We start from the raw sequence: 21,316 nt of genomic DNA, 5'->3' as shown, positions 1-21,316 counted from the left end.
CGGGGCAGCATTGGCCGGTAGCGCCGGCGGCGCAGGTGTCGCGGGGAGCTCAGGCGGGGCAGGCGCTGCAGGCGCTGCAGCGGGCGCGGCCACGGGCAGTCCGCCGCCGGGATCGGGCGTCGGTGACGCGGTCGGACAGGTTGCGGGACGAGCCACCACGCTCATGGCCGGCATCGCCGTCGGGGTGGGGCTCGCCAGCGCGGTGCCCCTGACCGCCGAGCCAGTGCTCGCGGCGCAGCCGCCAGCCACCTCCAGTGCTCCGATACCAACGAGCGTTCCGCCCCCGACGAGCGCGAGTCGGGCGTCGACCCCCACGCCGGCTCCGTCGCCGACCGCCGTCCCGAGGCTGGCGCCGCCTCCGACCCAGCAGCCGACCCAGCAGCCGCGGACCACCGTTCGTACGACGCCACCCACGTCCGTGCCTACCCTGCCGCCGGTCGCCCCGCGCACTCCGTTGCCGACCAACAGTCAGTCCACACCAGCGCCTTCGGTGGCGCCTGTGTCACCGGCGACGGCCTCCGTCCACGTCGTGCAGCAACGCGAGTCGACCCGGTTCCTGCTCAAGGTCCGGGGCGTCGAGGGCCGGCTCTCCGTCGTCGTCTCGTCCCTCGCCGGTGGCGAGCTCACCCTGCTCAACAGCTCGTGGGCGTGCACGTCGCTCGCACCGTCCTCCCTGCGGTGTGCAGGCGAGGACGGCCAGGCGATGCTGCTCCAGTCCGGGCTGGATGTTCCATCGCCCATCCGCGTGGTGATCACCGACTCGACCGGGGCCACCCGCACGCAGACGCTGTCCCTGGCCTGACCACGCCGTGACCCGGCCACGCGCCCAGGTTGGCTGGGCTGGGGAGCGAGCTCAGCGGCATACGGCCTGGTGGTTCCTTCATCGACGGGAGGTCACGAGCGTGGGGGAGGGCTCGAGACCGGCGAGCCCGTTCCACGCGAGGTTGACCAGGTGGGCGGCGACCTGCTCCTTCTTGAACTTCCGGCGATCCAGCCACCACTGGCCGGTGAGGGCGACCATGCCGACGAGCATCTGCGCGTGAATGGGGGCCGACTTCGGGTCGAGGCCCCGCCGCTTGAACTCCACCGCGAGCAGGTGCTCGACCCGTGTCGCGACGACACCGAGAACGCTGGCGAACGAGCCCGTCGACTGGCCGGGCGGCGAGTCCCGCACGAGGATCCGGAAGCCCTCCGAGTCGCTCTCGATGTAGTCGAGCAGGGCCAGCGTGGCGCGCTCCAGCAGGTGCCTGGCCGGTGCGCCGCCCTCGAGCGCAGCCGCGATCCCGGTGAGCAGTCGCTGGATCTCGCGGTCCACGACGACGGCGTAGAGACCCTCCTTGCCGCCGAAGTGCTCGTAGACGACGGGCTTGGACACCTTGGCCCTGGACGCGATCTCCTCGACTGTCGCTGCCTCGAAGCCCCGGTCCGCGAAGACCCGGCGGCCCACCTCGATGAGCTGCTCCCGCCGCTGCGGTCCGGTCATCCGGCTGCGGGGCCGCGAGGACCGGGGAGCGTCGGCTGCAGCGTCGGAGATCACCGCCCCATTCTGCCGGTGCGCGCGATTCCGGCCGCGCAGGCCCGCTGGACTACCCTGTGGGAGGCCCGGGGCTCCTGCGCCCGGGTGTTCCCCGGTTGGTCTGCTGGCAGGGCCCGCCTGACTTTGAATCAGGACAAGCGACGTAGGTTCGATTCCTACCCGGGGAGCCAGCGACCTCCGGCCGGGTCCTGCGGGCGGACGCGGGTGTGAGGTGTGCCACCGCGGCCGGAAGCGGCGGGCGAGCATGCTCGTGGCCCGCTAGTAGCATGGCTGCGGCGCCCCGGGCAGCACCCTGGGGGAGCACGCCATCCGACCAGGAGGAGCTGCCACCCGTGAGCGATCGCCGGCCGACCGCCGTGATCGTCCTCGCCGCCGGCGAGGGCACCCGCATGAAGTCCACCACCCCGAAGGTCCTCCACACCATTGGTGGACGCTCGCTCGTGGGGCACGCGCTGCGGGCAGCGCGAGGCGTCGACCCGCTGCACCTCGCCGTCGTGGTCCGGCACGAGCGCGATCGCGTCGCCGCGCACATCGCCGAGCACGACGAAGATGCGCTCATCGTCGACCAGGACGAGATCAAGGGCACCGGCCGGGCCGTCGAGTGCGCGCTGGAGTCGCTCCCGGGGGAGCTGACGGGCACCGTCCTGGTGACGTACGGCGACGTACCACTGCTCACGTCCGAGACCCTGACCCGGCTCTGTGACGTGCACGACGGGAGTGCCGACGCCGTCACGATGATCACCGCCACGCTCGACGACCCGACCGGCTACGGCCGGATCGTGCGCGGCCCGGACGGCGCCGTCGCCGCGATCGTCGAGCAGAAGGACGCCAGCGAGGAGCAGCGTGCCATCCACGAGGTCAACTCCGGGATCTACGCGTTCGACCTCGAGTTCCTGCGGGGGGCGCTCGCCGAGGTCAGCACCGACAACGCCCAGGGCGAGAAGTACCTCACCGACGTCGTCGGGATCTCCACGCGCCGGGGTCTCGGGGTGCATGCCCATCTCATCGAGGACCTGTGGCAGACCGAGGGCGTCAACGACAAGGTCCAGCTCGCCCGACTCGGCGCCGAGCTGAACCGTCGGACCGTCGAGCAGGCCATGCGCGAGGGCGCGATCGTCATCGACCCGGCCACGACCTGGATCGACGCGGACGTCACCATCGGGCCCGACACCGTGATCCACCCGGGCACCCAGATCCACGGCGCCTCGACGATCGGCGCCGAGTGCGTCATCGGACCTGACACGACCCTCAAGGACGTCGAGGTGGGGGACGAGGCACGTGTCGTGCGCACGCACGCGGAGCTCGCAGTCATCGCCGCCGGGGCCACGGTCGGGCCGTACTCCTACCTGCGCCCCGGCAGCAACCTCGGCGCCCGGGGGAAGATCGGCGCCTTCGTCGAGACGAAGAACGCCACCATCGGGGCCGGCGCGAAGGTGCCGCACCTGACCTACTGTGGGGACGCGACGATCGGGGCCGGTGCCAACATCGGCGCCGGCACGATCTTCGCGAACTACGACGGTGTCACCAAGGGGCACACCAACATCGGTCCGGGGACCTTCGTCGGGAGCAACTCCGTCATCGTCGCCCCCCGCACCATCGGCGACGGGGCCTACGTCGCCGCCGGGTCGGCGGTCGTCAGCGACGTCGAGCCCGGGCAGCTGGCGGTGACCCGGGCGCAGCAGCGCAACATCGACGGCTGGGTCGCTCGTCGCTTCGCCGGGACCAAGATGGCCGATGCTGCTCGGGCGGCCACGGAGACGAAGGGCGACGAGTGATGAGCTCGATCAACAAGATGACCGAGAAGCACCTCATGGTGTTCTCCGGTCGCGCCCACCCGCAGCTCGCCCAGGAGGTGGCCGACGCACTCGGCACCGAGCTCGTCCCGACCAGTGCCTACGACTTCGCGAACGGCGAGATCTACGTCCGCTACGAGGAGTCCGTCCGCGGCTGCGACGCCTTCGTCATCCAGAGCCACACCTCGCCCATCAACGAGTGGATCATGGAGCATCTCATCATGGTCGACGCGTTGAAGCGCGCCTCGGCCAAGCGGATCACTGTCGTGCTGCCCTTCTACGGGTACGCCCGTCAGGACAAGAAGCACCGCGGCCGCGAGCCGATCTCCGCGCGCCTGATGGCCGACCTCTTCAAGGTCGCGGGGGCTGACCGCCTCATGGCGATCGACCTGCACACCGCGCAGATCCAGGGCTTCTTCGACGGGCCGGTCGACCACCTCATGGCGATGCCGATTCTCACGGACCACGTCAAGGCCAAGTACGGTCATCTGGACCTCGCGGTGGTCTCCCCGGACGCGGGACGCATCAAGGTCGCAGAGGACTGGTCGAACCGACTCGGCGGCGTGCCGCTCGCCTTCATCCACAAGACCCGCGACATCAACAAACCCAACGAGGTCGTCGCCAACCGCGTCGTCGGCGAGATCAAGGACCGCGTCTGCGTGCTCGTCGACGACATGGTCGACACTGCAGGCACCATCACCAAGGCTGCCGACGCACTGATGGACGACGGCGCACAGGGCGTCATCATCGCCGCGACTCACGGGATCCTCTCCGGCCCTGCCGTCGACCGGCTCAAGGCGTGCAAGGTCGAGGAGGTCGTCCTCACGAACACGCTGCCGATTCCCGACGACAGGCGCTTCGACAAGCTGACCGTGCTGTCCATTGCGCCGCTGGTGTCGCAGGCGATCCGCGAGGTCTTCGAGGACGGTTCCGTCACCAAGCTCTTCGACGGCAAGGCCTGATCCGTCCCGAAGTGCACCCTCGACGTGTGCCTGGCCGGGCTGGAAGAGGGCGTATGCCGCTGAGCCGGCTCAGCGGCATACCTGATCTTGCTCTCCTCCCGCACTTACGCTCGGGCGCCGCGGGCCTTGCGGGCCCGGTAGGCGGCGGTGTGGGCGCGTGCCGCGCACCCACCGTCGCAGTAGCGGCGTGACCGGTTCTTGGACAGGTCGACGACGACGTCGTCGCAGTCTTCTCCCTCGCAGACCCGGAGGCGGTCGAGCCCGCCGGCTCGGACGACGTCGACCATCCCGAAGGCGAACTCCACCGCCATGCGTTCCGCGAGGGGGGCCTCGAGCGGTGTCGCGTGGACGTGCCAGCCGATGCCGTCGTGGTCGACGAGCTGAGGGACGGCGCCGGCCTCGCGCAGCAGGTCGTTGACCATCGTGACGACCTCGGCCTCGTTCGACTCCCAGAACCGGCGCAAGCGTGGCCGCAGGTCGCGCACCGCCTCGAGCTCGGCAGGGTCGCGGTCGAAGCGGCCCGTCCAGGGCACGCCCGAGAAGAACGCATCGAGGTCCTCGATCGTCGTCAGGCTGTCCGGCGAGAGGTCGCCCGGGATCGAGCCGGGCATCGTGTTGACCAGCTCGGCGCCCCACAGGAGGGCCTCCTCGGCGTCATGGGTGAACAAGTTCTTGACTCCTGACATCGACTCTCGCTACCGTCATGAGTGTAACCCGCTTTGCTCCTGACAGGGAGGATCTCCCATGGCACACCGCCATCCGCTCCTCGGCCTCGGCGCGGCGATTGCATCGTCGGCGGCCTTCGCGACGTCAGGGGCCTTCGCCAAGTCGTTGCTCATCGGCGGGTGGTCGCCCGGCGCAGTCGTGACGCTGCGCATCACCATTGCGGCTGTCGTCCTACTGCTGCCCACTCTCTGGGTCCTGCGCGGTCGCTGGGGAGTGCTGCGTCGCAGCGCACGCCTCGTCATCGGCTACGGGTTGACCGGCGTGGCGGGTTGTCAGCTCGCCTACTTCTATGCAGTGAGCCACCTGTCCGTCGGCGTGGCCCTGCTGCTCGAGTACCTCGCTCCGGTCCTCATCGTCGGCTGGCTCTGGGTGCGGCATGGCCACGCGCCTCGTCGGCTCACCGTCATCGGCGTCATCCTCGCCATGGCCGGCCTCATGCTCGTCCTCGACGTACTCGGCGGGATGCGCTTGAGCACCGCCGGGGTCCTGTGGGGCCTCACGGCAGCCGTGTCGCTGGTCCTCTACTTCCTCATCACGGCCCAGGTCGACGAGGAGCTGCCGCCAATCGCCCTGGCGGGTTCGGGTCTGACCGTCGGCGCCGTCGTGCTGTGGACCGCCGCGCTCCTCGGGCTGCTCGACACGACGCGTGGAGCTTCCACGGTGGTTGTCGGGGCCGCGTCGGTGCCGTGGTGGGTGCCGGTGCTCGTCATCTCGATCGTCGCGGCTGCGTTCGCCTATGTGGCCGGCGTCGCCGCGGTGCGGCTGCTGGGTGCCAAGGTGGCGTCCTTCGTCGCCCTCTCCGAGGTGCTCTTCGCCGTGCTGTTCGCCTGGCTGGTCCTGGCCGAGCTGCCGACGCCCATCCAGCTCGTGGGAGGCGTGCTCATCGTCGCCGGTCTCGTTGCGGTCCGCGCGGACGAGGCTCGCGAGCAGTCCCGCGCCGCCCGTGCTGGGGTCGGCGTGGGTGCGTCGGACGAGGAGGACTATGCCGCCGAGCTGCTTCCGACCGGAGCCCTGAGCCAGGATCCCGTTCGACACGGCCCCTGATCGGGCATCACCTCCGCCGGGGCCGAACCCGTGGCCGTGAGATGGCGGTCTGGCCCGCAGCACCCTCGCCGGTGCGGAGGTGCTGCGGCGGGAGGGCTGGGAGCGGGCGGCTCTGTGAGAGCGAGCTCAGCGGCATACGGCATCATCGATTTCGTGCCAGCCACGGCCATCGGTAAGATCGACGGGTTGCCTCGGCGAGGGACGTTGCACGGCTGGAAGGCCGCTGGTCCGTGATCGACGCGGTGGATCCTGGACTCCGGTCCGGTCCGCTTGCGTGCGGACCGCGAGCCACCCGCGCACCGTCCCGCGTCGAGGCCCCCACCGCAGCTCACCACCGAGACTTCAGGAGTACCCGTGTCTGACGCCAACAAGCTTCTCGCCGAGAAGCGCACCGAGTTCGGCAAGGGCGCCGCCCGCAAGATCCGGCGCGCCGGCAACATCCCCGCCGTCATGTACGGCCACGGCACCGCGCCGGTCCACATCTCGCTCCCGGGACACGACACGTTCCAGGCGCTCAAGCACACCAACGCCCTGCTCACGATCGTCATCGACGGCGACGAGCAGCTGGCCCTCGCCAAGGACGTGCAGCGCGACCCGATCAAGCCGGTCATCGACCACGTCGACCTCGTCGTCGTCCGCAAGGGCGAGAAGGTCACGGTGGACGTTCCGGTGCACCTGGAGGGCGAGGCTGCCCCCGAGACGGCCGTCAGGCTGGAGCACAACACCCTCCAGCTCGAGGCGCTCGCCACGAACATCCCCGAGAACGTCGTCGTCTCGGTCGAGGGCCTGCAGGCCGGCACGCAGATCCTCGCCGGCGCGGTGCAGCTGCCCGAGGGCTCGACGCTCGTCACCGACACCGAGGCGCTCGTCGTCAACGTGACGCAGGCGATCTCGGAGGAGGCTCTCGAGGCCGAGCTCGCCGAGGCGGAGGCCGAAGCCGGCATCGAGCACGAGGTTGCTGGCGAGGAGGCCGGGGAGGCTCCCGCGGGCGAGGCGGCCGCGGAGGGCGAGCCTGCAGAGGCTGCCGAGTCCACTGCGTCCACCGAGTCCTGAGACGATGCTGGACGGCGCCGACCCGGGTCGGCGCCGGCTCAGCCGCTCCATGCAGCGTCGCACCTTTCAGCGTCACACCATCCAGGTAGGAGGGCCCGAGGAGGGTCATGGACACGTGGCTCGTCGTCGGACTGGGCAACCCGGGGCCGAACTACGCAGGTAACCGCCACAACGTCGGCGCCATGGTCGTCGACGAGCTCGCGTCCCGCCATGACCTCGGCTCGCTGGCGGTCGACCGACTGGCCTCCCGACGCGGGGGTGCCGGCGGGGCGGCGTTCAAGACACACAGGTCCCGCGCTCAAGTCGTCGAGATGCGGTTGCGGGTGCCCGGCCCCAAGGTCGTGCTGGCCATCCCCGTGACCTACATGAACGTGTCGGGTGGCCCGGTCGCCGGGCTGATGAAGTACTTCGACGTCCCGGTCGAGCGCCTCATCGTCGTCCATGACGAGCTCGACATCGAGGCCGGTGTCGTGCGGCTCAAGCGCGGCGGCGGCGAGGGCGGTCACAACGGGTTGCGTTCGATCAGCCAGTCGATCGGCTCGAAGGACTACCTACGCGTGCGGGTCGGGATCGGTCGGCCGCCCGGTCGCCAGGACCCGGCGGAGTACGTGCTCAAGGACTTCTCGAAGGCGGAGAAGGCGGAGCTGCCGTTGCTGCTCGACGAGGCCGCTGACGCGGTCGAGGCGCTGGTCGAGGTCGGGCTGGTCGAGGCGCAGCAGCGGTTCCACGCGCCGCGCTGACGCCGCCTGATCCGGTGAGCGGCGCCGGATCCGGTCAGCGGCGCCGGATCCGGTCAGCGGCGCCTGATCCGGTCAGCGGCGCCGGGCGGCGTCTTCGCGAGCCAGTCGGCGGGGGCTTGCGAACTCCCGGATCGCGGGGGCAACCGGACGACCCTCGAGCAGTCCGTCGGTCGAGCCTGCCCCGAGCGCCTTGGCGTAGACGGCCAGCGCGCCGTCCACTGCCTCGACCGTGTGCCGGATGTCGTCGTCCGTGTGGGCCGCCGAGATGACGAGGGACTGGGCCAGCACTCCCCGCCGCAGGAGCTCCTGCAGGAACAGGGCACGGTACGCCTGGGACGGCTCGCCCGCAGGGTCCCTGGTCACGAAGACCATGCAGGAGGGGCGTCCCGCGACGAAGACATGCTGCTCCACGCCGTGCGCCCGTGCCACCTGCGTGAAGCCGTCACGCAGCTGCTCGCCCTGCGCCTCCATGACCGCGACGACGTCGCGCTCGCGGTAGGCATCGTTGACCGCCAGATACGCTGCCAGGCCGGTGGTCTCTGCGCCGTGCGTCGTCGACAGGAGGAACGCGCGGGAGCGGTCGGTGTTGAGCCCGCCGAGCTCCATGAGGGCCCGTCGCCCGGCCAGCGCCGAGACGGCGAAGCCGTTGCCGAGCGCCTTGCCCCATGTGGAGAGATCCGGCTCGACGCCGTAGACGGCCTGGCCGCCGCCGACGGACCAGCGCATGCCCGTGATCATCTCGTCGAAGACGAGGACGAAGCCGTCCCGGTCGGCGAGGTCGCGCAGCCCCTGGAGGAAGCCCGCGGCGGGCTCGGTCAGGGCGGTCGCAGGCTCGAGGAAGATGGCCGCGACCTGCCCGGGGTGGCTTTCGAGGATGGCCTCGACGGAACTCAGGTCGTTGTAGCGGAATCCCACGGTGAGGTCGCGATGACCTTGCGGGATGCCGGCGGCCATGCCCGTCGTGCCGATGAACCAGTCGTCGGTCGAGAAGAAGGGATGGTCCTGGCAGACCGCCACGAGGTCGCGGCCGGTCGCCGCCCGGGCCAGTCGTAGCGCCGCGGTCGTGGCGTCCGACCCGTTCTTGGCGAACTTGACCATGTCGGCGGCCGGCACCTGGTCAAGGAATCGTTCCGCTGCCTCGAGCTCCCACCGGCTCGGCCTGGTGAAGCTGACCCCCTCGTGAGCGGCACGACACACGGCCTCGACCACTGGCTGGTAGCCGTGGCCCAGCGTGACCGACCGCAGCCCCATGCCGTACTCGACGAACCAGTTGCCGTCCAGATCAAGGACGCGGGCGCCCTCGCCACGAACGAGCACGGGCGCCATCTCATCCGGGTACTGGTCCGGACCGCGCGCGTAGGTATGGGCTCCGCCGGGCACCATCCGGTGCAGGCGCTGTTGGGCCTCGTTGGACCTGAAGAACTGCATCGACGCTTCGCTCTTTCGCCCGGCTATGCGATGGTTTCGACGGTAACCGACCATGTTCCCCGGCGCAGGAAATTGCTGGGAACCGGTGGTTTTCGCGTCGACCCTGTTGTCTGAGCCCTAGCATGGCCGACGTGATGTCTGCATCCCAAGGGGTGCAGCGCGCAGCGCTGGTCACGGGGGCGTCCACCGGAATCGGGCGGGCGATTGCGTTGGTGCTGGCGGCCGAGGGCTACCTCGTCTGGGCCATCGCCAGGCGCGCAGAGCTCCTGAACGACCTGGCCGCGGAGGCGCGCGGCCGAGTTTGCGCGTGGCCGATGGATGTCACCGCAGCGGACCTGACTCCGCTCGTCGCTGCCGTTGGGGCAGAGCCGACTGCCCTCGTGGCCCTGGTGCACTGTGCCGGTCAGATCGCGACGGCCGCCTGCCTGCGGTCTGACGATGCACACCTGGTCCGGCGGCTCCTCGAGGTCAACACGGTCGCCCCTTACCGGTTGACGGCTGGCCTGCTGCCGCTGATGGCTCCCGGTGGGACGGTGGTGTTCCTCAACTCGACGCGCGGGCTCGACGCCGGGTCGGGAGCCGCTGAGTACGCCATGTCGAAGCACGCGCTCAAGGCGCTGGCCGACTCCGTTCGCTGCGAGGCCAACGAGCGGGGGGTGCGCGTGTCGAGCGTCTACGGCGGCCGAACCGCGACGCCCATGCAGGAGGCGATGTACGCAGAACGCGGGGAGCGGTATGACCCCGAGGTGCTGCTGCAGTCGGAGGACCTGGCCCAGTTCGTCGCCTGTCTGCTCAACCTCCCGCCGGGGGCGGAGGTGCCTGACGTCTCCGTGCGGTCGGCGTCGCACTACTAGGTCGGACCACTGGGCTGCGATTCGGTGTCGTCAGAGGTCCAGGGTGACCTTGGCTGCGTGGAACGCCTCGGCGTAGCGGGACTTGCACTCCACCCCGCGCAGCCTCATCAGGCCGAGGAACAGCTCGTCATCCCACCAGTCCCGGTCCAGCTGCGACGCGTAGTGCGTGTTCAGCAGGTCGACCTTGCGCCTGGCCTGGTCCTCGGAGAGCGGCACGTAGTGGGTTGGGGGTCGCAGGTCCCCGTCCCACTTCGGGATCTCGTACTGCAGGATCAGCACATCACGCCACACCGTGCTTGCGAGCCGCCCCACGAGCCGATGGTCCTGGTGCGCGTCGTCGACTCTGGGGCAGAGCACGAGATCGGGCTCGAACCGTCCCGCGAGGTCGTGGAGGTACTCCTTGACCTCCGACCAGTGTCCCGGGAGGCGGCCGTCCGGCAGCGTGCCGGACTCCAGCACGGCGCCCGGACAGAAGGCCGGCAGCGCAGCCGCCGACTCGGCCGCGCGCTCAGGTGACCCGGTGAGGATCGCGCCTCGCAAGCTGGTGCCCGGTCGGTCAGCAATGCGGAGCAGCGTTCCGCCGCAGCCGATCTCGATGTCATCGGGATGTGCGCCCAAGGCGAGGACGCGCAGCGGTCCGGACGGTGTCGTCAGACGGAGCATCAGCGGGTGGCGGGGTGCTCGAGATGGTGCTCACGTGGGCGCGATGGCACCGGGGCCTGGTCAGGCTGCATGGAGACACCCCTACGGTTCGTGGCGAACGGGACCCATGGTGGCACGGCGTGGTGTTACATGTCTGCGAACAGCAGAAGCCAGTAGCGGAGGGACGGCGCGTGGAGTTCAGGGAGACGTCGATACCGGGCGTGGTGGTCTTCGCGCCCACCCCTCACAGTGATGAGCGGGGCTTCTTCTCAAGGACATTCGACGCTGCCGTGGCCCGGCGGTCTGGTGTTGACCCCGACTCCTTCGTCCAGGACAGCATCTCCCGGTCCCGGCTCGGCGTCATCCGGGGACTGCACACCCGGATCGGACGCGGTGAGGGCAAGCTGGTCCGCTGCTCCTGGGGCGCAGTGTTCGACGTCGTGGTGGACCTGCGGCCAGGGTCCCCGGCCTTCGGCGAGTGGCTCTCCTTCGACCTGGACGGGGAGAGCCAGGTCTCGGTGTACATCCCGGCCGGATGCGCCCACGGGTTCCAGGCACTCACCGACCCGGCTGACGTGGCCTACCGGATCGATCGGGAGCACGACCCGGCGGAGAACCTGACCATCGCCCACGACGACCCGGGCCTCGCGATCCCGTGGCCCCTCGCGGCCAGCGTTCTCTCCGAGTCGGATCGGGCAGCCCAGCCGATGGCCGCGCTCGGTGATGAGCTGCGCCGCATGGGTCCAGCATGACAGCAGGTCTGTGGTTCGAAGGTCAGGCCGTCCCCGAGCGCTCCGATCTCGGCCCTGGAAGATTACGGACATTCGTTGCAAAGTGGACGACTTCTGTGGTTTCCCCGAATCCCGCATGTACCCCGGGTCACACTTCTGACGTAGCCCGGGGGCGTCGGCATCTGTGGGGGTGGAGGTTGCCATGAAGGTAGCCGTTTTCGGACTTGGCTATGTCGGCACGATCACTGCGGCAGGATTGGCGTCCCAGGGGAATGTGGTCGTCGGTGTCGACGTCGATGAGATGAAGGTGGAGCTCCTCGGGCGGGGCATCAGCCCCGTCGTGGAGCCCGGGATCGACGAGTTGGTGGCAGAGACCGTCGCAGCCGGATCGCTCCGGGCCACGAGAGACGTGGCGGACGCGCTGGAGGCTGCGGACGTCTCGCTGATCTGTGTGGGCACCCCGTCGCTGATGCGGGGGGACACCGACCTGTCATTTGTCACGCGCGTCCTCGACGAGATGCGCGATGCCATGGGAAGGGTCCGACCACCGAGTTCCGGCGTGCACTCCGTGGTCATCCGGTCGACCGTCCCGCCGGGCACGGGGGCGACGGTGGTTGCGCCCGCCTTCGCACCGGACCGGCTCCCACTGGGATGGTCCGTGGAGACAGCCATGTGCCCCGAGTTCCTGCGAGAGGGATGCGGCGTCGAGGACTTCTTCAACCCGCCGTTCGTCGTCGTGGGCTCCGAGGAGCGTTACACCAGAGAGCTGCTCGCGGAGCTGTTTGGCTTCATCGACTGCGGCGTGCACCACGTGGACGTGCCGACGGCCGAGGCGCTGAAGTATGCGTGCAACGCGTTCCACGCCGTGAAGATCACCTTCGCCAATGAGATGGGTCGCGTGTTCTCCCAGTGCGCAGTGGACTCCCGCAAGGTGATGGAGATCCTCTGCGAGGACCACAAGCTGAACATCTCACCGGCCTATCTGCGCCCGGGGTTCGCCTTCGGCGGTTCCTGCCTCCCGAAAGACCTGCGGTCGCTGCAGCACCTGGCTCGGCACATGGCCGTGGACCTTCCGCTCATCAGTGCCACCACGGTGAGCAACGAGCTCGTGGTCCGCCAGGTCGTGGACCGCGTCCTTGCGACGGATCACCGACACGTGTGCCTGCTCGGCCTCAGCTTCAAGATGAACACCGACGACCTGCGTGAGAGTCCCAGCCTCGAGCTGGCCGAGCGACTCGTCGGCAAGGGCCTCGAGGTGCGCATCTACGACCCGATCGTCAGGCCCGACCGCCTGGTCGGCGGAAACCTGCGTCATCTGCAGAGCAAGCTGGCTCACGTCAACCGGCTGCTGGCCGACAGCCCGGAGGAGGCGCTCGAGGGCGCCGAGGTCGTCATCGTCGCGTCCTCCCACCCGGCGGTGCTCGGCGCGCTGGCGCGGTCGAACGCAGAAGTGGTACTCGACACCAGTGGTCGGCTGGGCGACCTGGTCGAGCGCCTTCCCGGCTACGAGGGGGTCAGCTGGTGAGCAGGATTCGCGGCACGCGTTCCCGTCCGCGCGTCCTGATCATCGTGCAGAACCTCCCGGTGCCCTTCGACCGGAGGGTCTGGCTGGAGTGCCAGACCTTGACCGGTGCAGGCTACGAGGTCACCGTTATCTGCCCCGCAGGGGAGGGGACCTGGGAGGAGCGGGTCCTCGACGGAGTGCGCATCGTCCCCTACCGCGCCTACGCACCGGGCGGGTCTGCAGTCGACTTCGCCCTCGAGTACGCTCACTCCTTCCTGGCAACGGCCCGAATTGCCCTCAAGCAGCGACGCACAGGAGCATTCGACGTCGTTCAGGCGTGCAACCCGCCCGACATCTTCTGGCCGCTCGCCCGGTGGCTGCGTCGTCGCGATGGCTCGCGGTTCGTCTTCGACCACCACGACCTTTGCCCGGAGCTGTATGAGTCGCGGTTCGCGGACGGGCCTCGCGTCCTGCACCGTGCGTTGCTGCGGCTGGAGCGCGAGACGTTCCGCGCAGCCGACCGCGTGGCCTCGACCAACGAGTCGTATGCCGCTGTCGCGACTGGCCGTGGGGCAGTTCCGCAGGAGTCCGTCACCGTCGTCCGCACCGGGCCCGACCCGAACCGGCTCCGGCGGCGTGAAGCGACGCCCGAGCTGCGGCGTCGTCGCGAGCACCTCGTCGCCTACCTCGGTGTGATGGGTCCGCAGGACGGGGTCGACATTGCCCTGAGCGCGGCTGACATCATCGTCAACTCGATGGGCCGACGCGACATCTCCTTCACCTTCATGGGTGCTGGTGACTGTCACGCAGACCTGGTCACCGAGCGCAACCGCCTCGGACTGCAGGACTTCGTGGAGATGCCCGGCCGCGTGCCGGACGAGACGGTGGCGGAGGTCCTCTCGACGGCCGATGTGGGCCTCTCCCCGGACCCCCTCAACCCGCTCAATGACGTCTCGACGATGAACAAGACGATGGAGTACATGTCCTTCGGGCTCCCGGTCGTGGCCTTCGACCTGACCGAGACACGGGTGTCCGCCCAGGATGCCGCGCGTTACGTCGAGCCGAACGACGTCACGGCCTATGCGCGCGCCGTCGTCGACCTGCTGGATGATGCTCCGGCACGCACGGCCATGGGGCGGCGGGGCCGCGAGCTCGTCGAGGAGCACCTGGCGTGGCAGCACCAGCAGGTTGGCTACCTCGCGCTCTACGACGAACTGGTGGGCCGAGTCGGCCCCGGGCGCGTGCGAGAGCTCCCCCTCCGCACGTCGACCCGCGCACCGGAGACATCTGCGTCGGGTACGCCGAAGACGTCGGACACGTCGGAGACCTCGGGGACCTCGGAAACCTCCACGGCGCGGCCGCCGGTCGGACACCTCGCAGCCACGGAGGCGTGACCATGTGCGGGATCGCGGGCGCCTTCCAGCAGCCGGACGGCAAGACTGCGGTCAGCACGATGACCGACCGCATCGGCCATCGGGGGCCGGATGCGAGCGGCATCATCGAGCTGGTGTCCCCGGAGAGCGCGGTCGTCCTGGGTCACCGTCGGCTGTCCATCATCGACCTGTCCTCCGCCGCCGACCAGCCGCTCGCCAAGGGCGGTCTGACGCTCACCTACAACGGCGAGATCTACAACCACCGCGAGATCAGGCGAGAGCTGGAGGCCGGCGGTGTCCGGTTCACCACGCGCTCCGACACGGAGGTCGTCCTCGAGGCATGGCGGCGCTGGGGTGCCGAGTCGCTGAGGCGGCTCCGCGGCATGTTCGCGTTCGCCATCCACGACGAGAGGTCCGGCAGCCTGGCGCTCGCCCGGGACCCGTTCGGGATCAAGCCGCTCTACGTCATGCCCAGGGGAGAGGGCATCCTGTTCGCCTCCGAGCTCAAGGCGCTCCTGGCGGCGGTGGGCAGTGAGCTGGTGATGGAGCCGGCGGCGATGGTCGCCTCGGCGCTCTACTACTGGGTGCCACAGGAGTACGTGCCCGTCCGCGGCGTGCACAAGCTGCCTCCGGGAACGTGGACGGAGTACCACCGCGACGGCACGGTGACATCCGGAACCTACTGGGACGCCGCTGCGGAGGCTGCCCGTGCGGCCCACGGGCCGGCGGTCGACCTGCGCGAAGTGCTCACCTCCTCGGTGGAGGCACACCTCGTCTCCGACGTGCCCGCCGCGTGCTTCCTCAGCGGTGGGCTCGACTCGAGCATCGTCACGGCACTTGCCCATCGTCGCGACCCCTCGATCGAGGCCTACACGATCGCGTTCCGCCCGCAGGACAACCGGCTCGAGGCGATGCCCGACGACGCCCGCTACGCGCGGCAGATGGCGGCACGCCTCGGAATGCCGCTCCACGAGATCGAGATCAGTCCCGACGTCGTCGAGCTGCTGCCGCGTATGGTCGACGTCCTCGACGAGCCGATCGGCGATCCGGCGGCCATCAACACGCTGCTGATGTGCGAGGCCGCCCGGCAGGCCGGGGTCAAGGTGCTCCTCTCGGGCATGGGCGCCGACGAGCTCTTCGGTGGCTACCGCAAGCACCTCGCCATGCTCATGACCGCGCGCTACCGCCGGGTGCCCCGGCCCGTCCGCTCGCTCGTCGGACCGGCGGTACGGGCACTCCCGGTCGCGGTCGCCGGCCGTGGGTTGCGCACCGTGCGGTGGGCACACCGATTCCTCACCTTCGCGGAACTGCCCGAGGAGGAGGCATTCCGGCGCAGCTACACCTTGTACGACCGAGACGAGCTCGCGGACCTGCTCGACCCGTCGCTCACCGCCCACGTCGACGGGGTGATCGACAGCCACCGCCGCATCTACGAGGACAACAGCCTCGACGAGGAGGTCGCCCGCATGTGCCTCGCCGACACCCGGATGTTCCTTCCCGGCCTCAACCTTGCGTACACCGACCGCGCCAGCATGGCGGCCTCCACTGAGGTCCGTGTGCCGTTCGTCGATCCGGCTGTCTTCAGGGCTGCATTCTCGCTGCCCGCCTCCGGGCGGATTCGCGGACGGCAGCAGAAGGCAGCGCTGAAGGACGCAGCGCGAGCGTGGCTCCCCGACGAGATCATCGACCGCCCGAAGGCGAGCTTTGGTGCTCCCCTCCGGGCCTGGGTGGCGGGTGACCTGCGCGAGCTCGTGGACGACGTCTTGGTCGGTGGCGAGCTCGTGGCGACGGGTTTCCTTCGGCGCGAGCCGCTTCGGCGTCTCGTCGAGGACCAGCGTGCTGGTCGCCGCGACGAGGCGAAGCAGGTGTGGCAGCTGCTCAGTCTCGAGCTCTGGTACCGCAACGCCCGCGCTGCCGGTGTCTCGACGGGCTAGCGAGGAGACGCGGACGATGCATCGGCAGAAGACGGAGGGTGAAGTCGCATGAGGCAGGTGGCCCAGAACTACCGGTCTGGTGAGCTCGTCGTGCTCGACGTGCCGCCGCCTGCCTGCAAACCCGGGGGAGTGCTGGTCCGGACGACCTACTCGCTCATCTCGACGGGCACCGAGCTGATGAAGGTGAGCGAGGCGCGTCTCTCCCTTCTCGGCAAGGCGCGGGCCCGGCCGGACCAGGTCAGGAAGGTGCTCGACACCGCCGTCCAGCAGGGTCCCGTCGCGACCTATCGAAAGGCCATGAGCAAGCTCGACAGCTACACCCCGCTCGGATACTCCCTGTGCGGCGTCGTGGTCGAGGTCGGTTCCGGTGCTGAAGAGTTCGCCGTGGGGGACGTCGTGGCGGCGGCGGGCAACGAGTTCGCCCTTCACGCCGAGCTGAACTGGATCCCCACCAACCTGTGCGTGCCGGTGCCTACCGGCGTTGTTCCGGAGCACGCCGCCTTCGCGACCGTCGGGGCCATCGCCATGCAGGGCGTGCGCCGGGCCGAGGTGCAGCTCGGCGAAACGGCGTGCGTCATCGGTCTCGGACTGATCGGGCAGCTGGTGGTCCGGCTGCTCGTTGCCTCCGGTGTCCGCGTCGTCGGCGTCGACACCGTGCCCGACCGCTGCCGACTGGCAGAGGCAGCCGGGGCGGTGGCCTGTGCCGGGCCCGACCAAGAGGGAGCGGCATATCTCGAGCAGGTGCTCGACACGACCACCGGCGGCATCGGCGCCGATCACATCTTCCTCGCCGCGGGCGGCGGCAGCAACGGCCCAGTCGAGCTCGCGGCCCGGCTGGCGAGGGACCGTGCTCGGGTGGTCGACATCGGCAAGACCCGTCTGGATCTGCCATGGAACGCCTACTACGAGAAGGAGCTCGACGTCCGCTTCTCACGCTCCTACGGCCCCGGGCGCTACGACGACCGGTACGAGCTGCAGGGGATCGACTACCCCGTTGGCTACGTCCGCTGGACCGAGCGACGCAACCTGCAGTGCTTCCTCGACCTGCTTGCGTCGGGCTCGATGGAGGTCGGCTCCCTCGTCTCCGGAACCCATCCCGTCGCTGACGCCGAGGACGTCTACGCGCAGTTGCGCGACGGAATCCTCCATGGCGTGGGACATCTCTTCGAGTACGACGAGTGTCGTATGCCGCTGAGCTCGCCGGGTGCCCACGAGTCCCTCGCGCCCGGCAGCTCCTCATCGGTGCCGGTGTCGGTCGCTCCGGCGAGTCCTGCGGCGCCCGCATCCGGGGCGACGCTCCCTCCGCCACAACGCAATGGTCATGTCACGCCGACATCAGCGCCAGGCACGGCAACACGCGCCACCTCGGCCACCATGCGGGTCGGCTTCATCGGTGCCGGCAACTACGCCACCTCGATGCTTCTGCCGCACCTGGCGGCCGACCCCATGGTCACGTTGGCCACGGTGGCGACCACGCGTTCCCTGTCCGCCGTCAACGCACAGCGGAAGTTCGGCTTCGACACGGCCACGACCGATGCCCGCACCGTCCTCGAAGACCCCGACATCGACACGGTCTTCGTTGTCACGCGCCACCACTCCCACGCCGACTTCGTGTGCCGCGGGCTCGAGGCCGGCAAGGCCGTCTTCGTCGAGAAGCCCTTGGCACTGACTCGAGCGGACGTCGACCGAGTCCTCGCGGTCGTCGAACGAACCGGCAACGACCGGCTCATGGTCGGCTTCAACCGCCGCTTCGCCCCGCTGTTCACACTGCTCCGCCAGCGATTCGGTCCGGTAGCCGGCCCGATGAGCGTGCGCTACCTGGTCAACGCCGGGCGGCTCGACCCATCGAGCTGGTATCTCGACGAGGGGCTCGAAGGGTCTCGATTCCTCGGCGAGGGCGGGCACTTCATCGACACCGTGAACGCGTGGATCGGTCATGCCCCGGTCGAGGTCACCGCCCAGCAGACCTCGAACCTCATGGACCTGCACGTGATGCTTCGGCACGCCGACGGGTCGCTGGCGACGATCACCTACGCCACCGGTGGCGACAGCCGGTTTCCCAAGGAGACCCTCGACGCCTCGGGCAACGGGCGTAACGCGCGGTTGGACAACTTCTCCCGTGCCACGGTGTGGAGCCGGTCGGGCAAGGACGTCAAACGGTCCCTCGGCCAGGACAAGGGCCAACGCCAGGCACTGCGGTCCTTCCTACAGGCGGTCAAGGATGGCAGCCGAATGCCGATCGACCTCGACTCGATCGTTGCGACGACCCGAGCCACCATCGCCGTCGGGGAGAGCCTCGCCTCGGGGAGGGCGGTGGCCCCATGAGCAGGTCTCTCGGCTGGTACGCCCGCCGCCTCAGCCGGATGGCCCCGGGCGAGGTCGTCTGGCGCGTCGGCGACCGGCTACGACAGGCCCGATGGGCCGAGCGGCAGGTACATCCCGGAGAGGCGTTTCCGCCGGTCCCCGGACTGCTCACTCCCCGGGTGCTTGTGGGCACGCTCCCGACGCATGTACGCGCCCGCGTCCCGAGTGACGCCGCGCGCCGGCTCGTTGCCGCCGCCGACCGGCTGCTAGCCGGCGACTGGGACCTGCTCGGCACACCGCGATCCGACGTCGTCGACCCCGACTGGTTCCTCGACCCCGTCACCCGCAGGCGCGCCCCGGACGCCGCCTTGGCGTTCCGGATCGACCATCGGGATGAGACGGTCACGGGCAACGTCAAGTCGGTCTGGGAGCTCTCCCGCCACCACCACCTCACGGTGCTCGCCGCCGCGTGGTGGCTCACGGGCGACGCGCGGTACGCCGAGATCGTTGCGGCCCAGCTGCGCTCGTGGTGGGCGAGCAACCCGTTCCTGTCGGGCATCCACTGGACGAGCGGGATCGAGCTCGGTGTGCGGCTCACGAGCTGGGTGTGGGTGCGCCGGTTGCTCGATGACTGGCCCGGCGTCACCGACCTCTTCGAGGACAACCCCCAGGCACTCGCCCAGCTGCACTGGCACCAGGAGCACCTGGCGGCGTTCCGGAGCCGCGGCTCCTCAGCCAACAACCACGCCATCGCCGAGGCCGTGGGCCGACTGGCGGCAGCGTGCGCGTTTCCATGGTTCGCCGAGAGCGAGCGGTGGCGCCGAGAGGCCTCCCGTGAGCTCGAGCGAGGTCTGGCCGCCAACACCTTCCCGAGTGGGGTCAACCGCGAGCTGGCCACCGACTACCACCGGTTCGTCACCGAGCTCGGGCTGGTGGCCCTCGTGGAGGCCGAGGCAGCCGGGCACCCGTTGGGCGAAGGGACCCGCACTCTGCTCGCGCGATCTCTCGACGCCGCCGCCGCCATGCTGGACGGGAGGGGCCATCCGCCGCGGCAGGGAGACGGCGACGAGGGTAGAGCGCTCGTCCTCGATGACCCCCACGCCGATCCGTGGTTGGTCCTGCTTGGCTGTGGTGCGGCCACCCTCGGAGCCTGCGACTGGTGGCCTTCCGCCTCCCCGGGAGTGATGAGCACGCTCCTGGCCGAGGTCGCTCCGACGGAGGCGGTTGTCAACCGTCCCGCCGTGGCACCGCAGGCGTTCGCGGATGCCGGGCTCCACATCCTGCGCACGCCCAAGGGTGAGGGCCCCGAGATCTGGTGCCGCTGCGACGGCGGACCGCACGGGTTCCTCTCCATCGCTGCGCACGGCCACGCCGACGCGCTGTCTGTCGAGGTCCGTCACGACGGCGTCGAGCTGCTCGTCGACCCCGGCACGTACTGCTACCACGGCCAGCCCGAATGGCGCAGCTACTTCCGGTCGACCCGTGCGCACAACACCGTCGAGGTCGACGGCGAGAACCAGGTGCATGAGGCCGGCCCGTTCATGTGGGCCGGGCACGCGAACGCCGTCGTCGACGGTCGCGACGTGGACGCCGGGGGGCGGCAGATCTGGACTGCCCATCACACGTCCTACTCGCGGCTCGACGCGGCGCTACGTCACGCACGCGAGGTGGTTCTCGACGGCACGGGAGCGCGAATCACCGTCACCGACACGTTCACCGGCAGCCGAGTGCACCGGCTCCGGATGTTCTGGCATCTCGGTCCCGAGGTCACGGCAGAGCTCAGGGGCGCCGGCGCCGACCTGACCTGGGCAGGCCGGGACGGCCGGGTCCTCCTGGCGCACCTCGAACTGCCCGTGGCGCTGGAGTGGACGGCCCACCGCGGGGAGACCCAGCCTCCGCTCGGCTGGTACTCGCCCCGGTTCGGGGCACGGGTCCCCGCGACGACGATCGTTGGTGTCGGTGAGTGGTCCGGAACCATCGACCTCCGGACCGACTTGCGGATGCCCTCCTCCGCCACGGCGGCATCAGCCGCCCCGACCGACCGTTCCGTGGCCGTTGGCCACGACAGCCAATGAAAGCCCGCACCATGTCAATGACCTGTCGCCGCATTCGCCGACCCCCCACCAACGGCCACCATCACAGGCCCGCATCAATGCGTTGTGCGGTCATCGAGCACCCCGGGCGGATGTCATGACGGAACAAGTCGTCGACCTCGGGTCGACCTGGGCCGTCCTGCGGCGCCGACGTGGTGTGATCCTGCTGGCCGCCTTGCTGGGTGCTCTCGCGGGCGCCGGCCTCCTCGTGCTGTCCCCGCCGGCGTACCTGAGCACCAGCGTCGTGCTGCTCCCCTCGGCCACACAGGCGAACTCCGGAAAGACTGGTGGCTATGACGTCGACACGCAGGTGCTCATCGCGACGAGTGCTGAGATCCTCTTGCGCGCCGCGCAGCAAATGGAGCCGGAGCTGACGCAGGCCGAGCTCACCGACCGGGTCTCCGCGGAGGCGCCGTCAACAGCGGTGCTGAGGATCAAGGCCGCGGGTCCAACGGCAGTCCAGGCGGAGGATCTCGCGTCCGCCGTTGCCCAGTCGCTCGTTGACTACCTCCAGGACACCAAGAACGCCCTGACGAAGGCGCAGCAGGCAGCACTGCAGGGGCGCTTGGACACGCTCAACGCGAGCCTGGCCAACGTG

18 protein-coding genes and 1 tRNA gene are annotated in these 21,316 nt (G+C 69.7%); 15 read left to right on the top strand and 4 right to left on the bottom strand.

Annotation, left to right across the window (positions count from 1 at the left end):
* Nucleotides 1-499 precede the first annotated feature (499 nt).
* A complete protein-coding gene (locus VJN29_RS05855; protein ID WP_324142647.1) occupies nt 500-802 on the top strand; it encodes a hypothetical protein in 303 nt (100 codons plus the stop codon).
* Nucleotides 803-880: 78 nt separating this feature from the next.
* Here the strand turns inward: VJN29_RS05855 and VJN29_RS05850 are convergent, their stop codons facing one another.
* Complete coding sequence (locus VJN29_RS05850) at nt 881-1,483, bottom strand: TetR/AcrR family transcriptional regulator (protein WP_324142649.1); 603 nt, start codon at nt 1,481-1,483, stop codon at nt 881-883.
* A gap of 142 nt (nt 1,484-1,625) precedes the next feature.
* On the opposite strand from VJN29_RS05850, the gene VJN29_RS05845 reads away from it, so the two are divergent.
* The 3 genes from VJN29_RS05845 (at nt 1,626) to VJN29_RS05835 (ending at nt 4,292) form a co-directional block, all read left to right on the top strand.
* A tRNA-Gln gene (locus tag VJN29_RS05845) sits at nt 1,626-1,707 on the top strand.
* 162 nt (nt 1,708-1,869) lie between these two features.
* Nucleotides 1,870-3,312: a bifunctional UDP-N-acetylglucosamine diphosphorylase/glucosamine-1-phosphate N-acetyltransferase GlmU gene (glmU, locus tag VJN29_RS05840; protein WP_324142646.1), complete on the top strand. Its 1,443-nt coding sequence runs from the start codon at nt 1,870-1,872 to the stop codon at nt 3,310-3,312.
* The gene (locus VJN29_RS05835; protein ID WP_324142645.1) at nt 3,312-4,292 is read left to right on the top strand and encodes a ribose-phosphate diphosphokinase; all 981 of its coding nucleotides are present in this window, start codon (nt 3,312-3,314) and stop codon (nt 4,290-4,292) included. The genes glmU and VJN29_RS05835 overlap by 1 nt, the downstream gene beginning before the upstream one ends.
* Nucleotides 4,293-4,396: 104 nt before the next feature.
* Here VJN29_RS05835 and VJN29_RS05830 read toward each other — a convergent pair whose 3' ends face one another.
* The gene (locus VJN29_RS05830; RefSeq protein ID WP_324142644.1) at nt 4,397-4,978 is read right to left on the bottom strand and encodes a CGNR zinc finger domain-containing protein; all 582 of its coding nucleotides are present in this window, start codon (nt 4,976-4,978) and stop codon (nt 4,397-4,399) included.
* 58 nt (nt 4,979-5,036) lie between these two features.
* On the opposite strand from VJN29_RS05830, the gene VJN29_RS05825 reads away from it, so the two are divergent.
* The 3 genes from VJN29_RS05825 (at nt 5,037) to pth (ending at nt 7,855) form a co-directional block, all read left to right on the top strand.
* The gene (locus VJN29_RS05825) at nt 5,037-6,062 is read left to right on the top strand and encodes an EamA family transporter (protein ID WP_324142643.1); all 1,026 of its coding nucleotides are present in this window, start codon (nt 5,037-5,039) and stop codon (nt 6,060-6,062) included.
* A gap of 354 nt (nt 6,063-6,416) precedes the next feature.
* A complete protein-coding gene (locus VJN29_RS05820; RefSeq protein WP_324142642.1) occupies nt 6,417-7,115 on the top strand; it encodes a 50S ribosomal protein L25/general stress protein Ctc in 699 nt (232 codons plus the stop codon).
* Nucleotides 7,116-7,222: 107 nt separating this feature from the next.
* Entirely contained in the window at nt 7,223-7,855 is a 633-nt protein-coding gene (gene pth, locus VJN29_RS05815; protein ID WP_324142641.1) for an aminoacyl-tRNA hydrolase, read from the top strand.
* Nucleotides 7,856-7,927: 72 nt separating this feature from the next.
* On the opposite strand, the gene VJN29_RS05810 is transcribed toward pth, so the two are convergent.
* Nucleotides 7,928-9,283, bottom strand: coding sequence for a glutamate-1-semialdehyde 2,1-aminomutase (locus VJN29_RS05810; protein ID WP_324142640.1), 1,356 nt, complete (start codon nt 9,281-9,283; stop codon nt 7,928-7,930).
* A gap of 134 nt (nt 9,284-9,417) precedes the next feature.
* Between VJN29_RS05810 and VJN29_RS05805 the strand changes: the two genes are divergently transcribed.
* Nucleotides 9,418-10,137 carry an SDR family NAD(P)-dependent oxidoreductase gene (locus VJN29_RS05805; RefSeq protein ID WP_324142648.1) on the top strand — a complete coding sequence of 240 codons (720 nt, stop codon included), beginning with the start codon at nt 9,418-9,420 and terminating at the stop codon, nt 10,135-10,137.
* A 30-nt stretch (nt 10,138-10,167) separates the two neighbouring features.
* Here the strand turns inward: VJN29_RS05805 and VJN29_RS05800 are convergent, their stop codons facing one another.
* On the bottom strand, nt 10,168-10,800 hold the full coding sequence (locus VJN29_RS05800) for a PIG-L deacetylase family protein (protein ID WP_324142639.1): 633 nt from the start codon (nt 10,798-10,800) through the stop codon (nt 10,168-10,170).
* A 170-nt stretch (nt 10,801-10,970) separates the two neighbouring features.
* Between VJN29_RS05800 and rfbC the strand changes: the two genes are divergently transcribed.
* From rfbC to VJN29_RS05765, 7 genes are all read left to right on the top strand, one after another.
* Entirely contained in the window at nt 10,971-11,531 is a 561-nt protein-coding gene (gene rfbC / locus VJN29_RS05795) for a dTDP-4-dehydrorhamnose 3,5-epimerase (RefSeq protein ID WP_324142638.1), read from the top strand.
* A 181-nt stretch (nt 11,532-11,712) separates the two neighbouring features.
* Complete coding sequence (locus VJN29_RS05790) at nt 11,713-13,035, top strand: nucleotide sugar dehydrogenase (protein WP_324142637.1); 1,323 nt, start codon at nt 11,713-11,715, stop codon at nt 13,033-13,035.
* Entirely contained in the window at nt 13,032-14,408 is a 1,377-nt protein-coding gene (locus VJN29_RS05785) for a glycosyltransferase family 4 protein (protein ID WP_324142636.1), read from the top strand. The genes VJN29_RS05790 and VJN29_RS05785 overlap by 4 nt, the downstream gene beginning before the upstream one ends.
* Nucleotides 14,409-14,410: 2 nt before the next feature.
* The gene (gene asnB, locus VJN29_RS05780; protein WP_324142635.1) at nt 14,411-16,321 is read left to right on the top strand and encodes an asparagine synthase (glutamine-hydrolyzing); all 1,911 of its coding nucleotides are present in this window, start codon (nt 14,411-14,413) and stop codon (nt 16,319-16,321) included.
* 48 nt (nt 16,322-16,369) lie between these two features.
* Nucleotides 16,370-18,646: a bi-domain-containing oxidoreductase gene (locus VJN29_RS05775; protein WP_324142634.1), complete on the top strand. Its 2,277-nt coding sequence runs from the start codon at nt 16,370-16,372 to the stop codon at nt 18,644-18,646.
* Nucleotides 18,643-20,700 (top strand): alginate lyase family protein, encoded by a 2,058-nt coding sequence (locus VJN29_RS05770; RefSeq protein ID WP_324142633.1) that lies wholly within the window; start codon nt 18,643-18,645, stop codon nt 20,698-20,700. Before VJN29_RS05775 ends, VJN29_RS05770 begins: the two co-directional genes overlap by 4 nt.
* Nucleotides 20,701-20,815: 115 nt before the next feature.
* Nucleotides 20,816-21,316, top strand: a 501-nt coding sequence (locus VJN29_RS05765; protein WP_324142632.1) for a Wzz/FepE/Etk N-terminal domain-containing protein, incomplete at its 3' end; no start/stop codon positions are given.

This window comes from Intrasporangium sp., from assembly GCF_035280925.1.
GTDB lineage: Bacteria > Actinomycetota > Actinomycetes > Actinomycetales > Dermatophilaceae > Intrasporangium.
Note: the sequence above shows the minus strand (reverse complement) of the source record. Positions and strands in the feature narration are given on the sequence as shown.

Bases quoted from the DNA above. Each gene is read 5' to 3' on its own strand.
- VJN29_RS05825 (WP_324142643.1), top strand. From the start codon at position 5,037: ATGGCACACCGCCATCCGCTCCTCGGCCTCGGCGCGGCGATTGCATCG.
- VJN29_RS05790 (WP_324142637.1), top strand. From the start codon at position 11,713: ATGAAGGTAGCCGTTTTCGGACTTGGCTATGTCGGCACGATCACTGCG.
- pth (WP_324142641.1), top strand. From the start codon at position 7,223: ATGGACACGTGGCTCGTCGTCGGACTGGGCAACCCGGGGCCGAACTAC.
- VJN29_RS05810 (WP_324142640.1), bottom strand. From the start codon at position 9,283: ATGCAGTTCTTCAGGTCCAACGAGGCCCAACAGCGCCTGCACCGGATG.
- VJN29_RS05770 (WP_324142633.1), top strand. From the start codon at position 18,643: ATGAGCAGGTCTCTCGGCTGGTACGCCCGCCGCCTCAGCCGGATGGCC.
- VJN29_RS05850 (WP_324142649.1), bottom strand. From the start codon at position 1,483: ATGACCGGACCGCAGCGGCGGGAGCAGCTCATCGAGGTGGGCCGCCGG.
- VJN29_RS05805 (WP_324142648.1), top strand. From the start codon at position 9,418: ATGTCTGCATCCCAAGGGGTGCAGCGCGCAGCGCTGGTCACGGGGGCG.
- VJN29_RS05835 (WP_324142645.1), top strand. From the start codon at position 3,312: ATGAGCTCGATCAACAAGATGACCGAGAAGCACCTCATGGTGTTCTCC.
- asnB (WP_324142635.1), top strand. From the start codon at position 14,411: ATGTGCGGGATCGCGGGCGCCTTCCAGCAGCCGGACGGCAAGACTGCG.
- VJN29_RS05830 (WP_324142644.1), bottom strand. From the start codon at position 4,978: ATGTCAGGAGTCAAGAACTTGTTCACCCATGACGCCGAGGAGGCCCTC.
- VJN29_RS05800 (WP_324142639.1), bottom strand. From the start codon at position 10,800: ATGCTCCGTCTGACGACACCGTCCGGACCGCTGCGCGTCCTCGCCTTG.
- VJN29_RS05775 (WP_324142634.1), top strand. From the start codon at position 16,370: ATGAGGCAGGTGGCCCAGAACTACCGGTCTGGTGAGCTCGTCGTGCTC.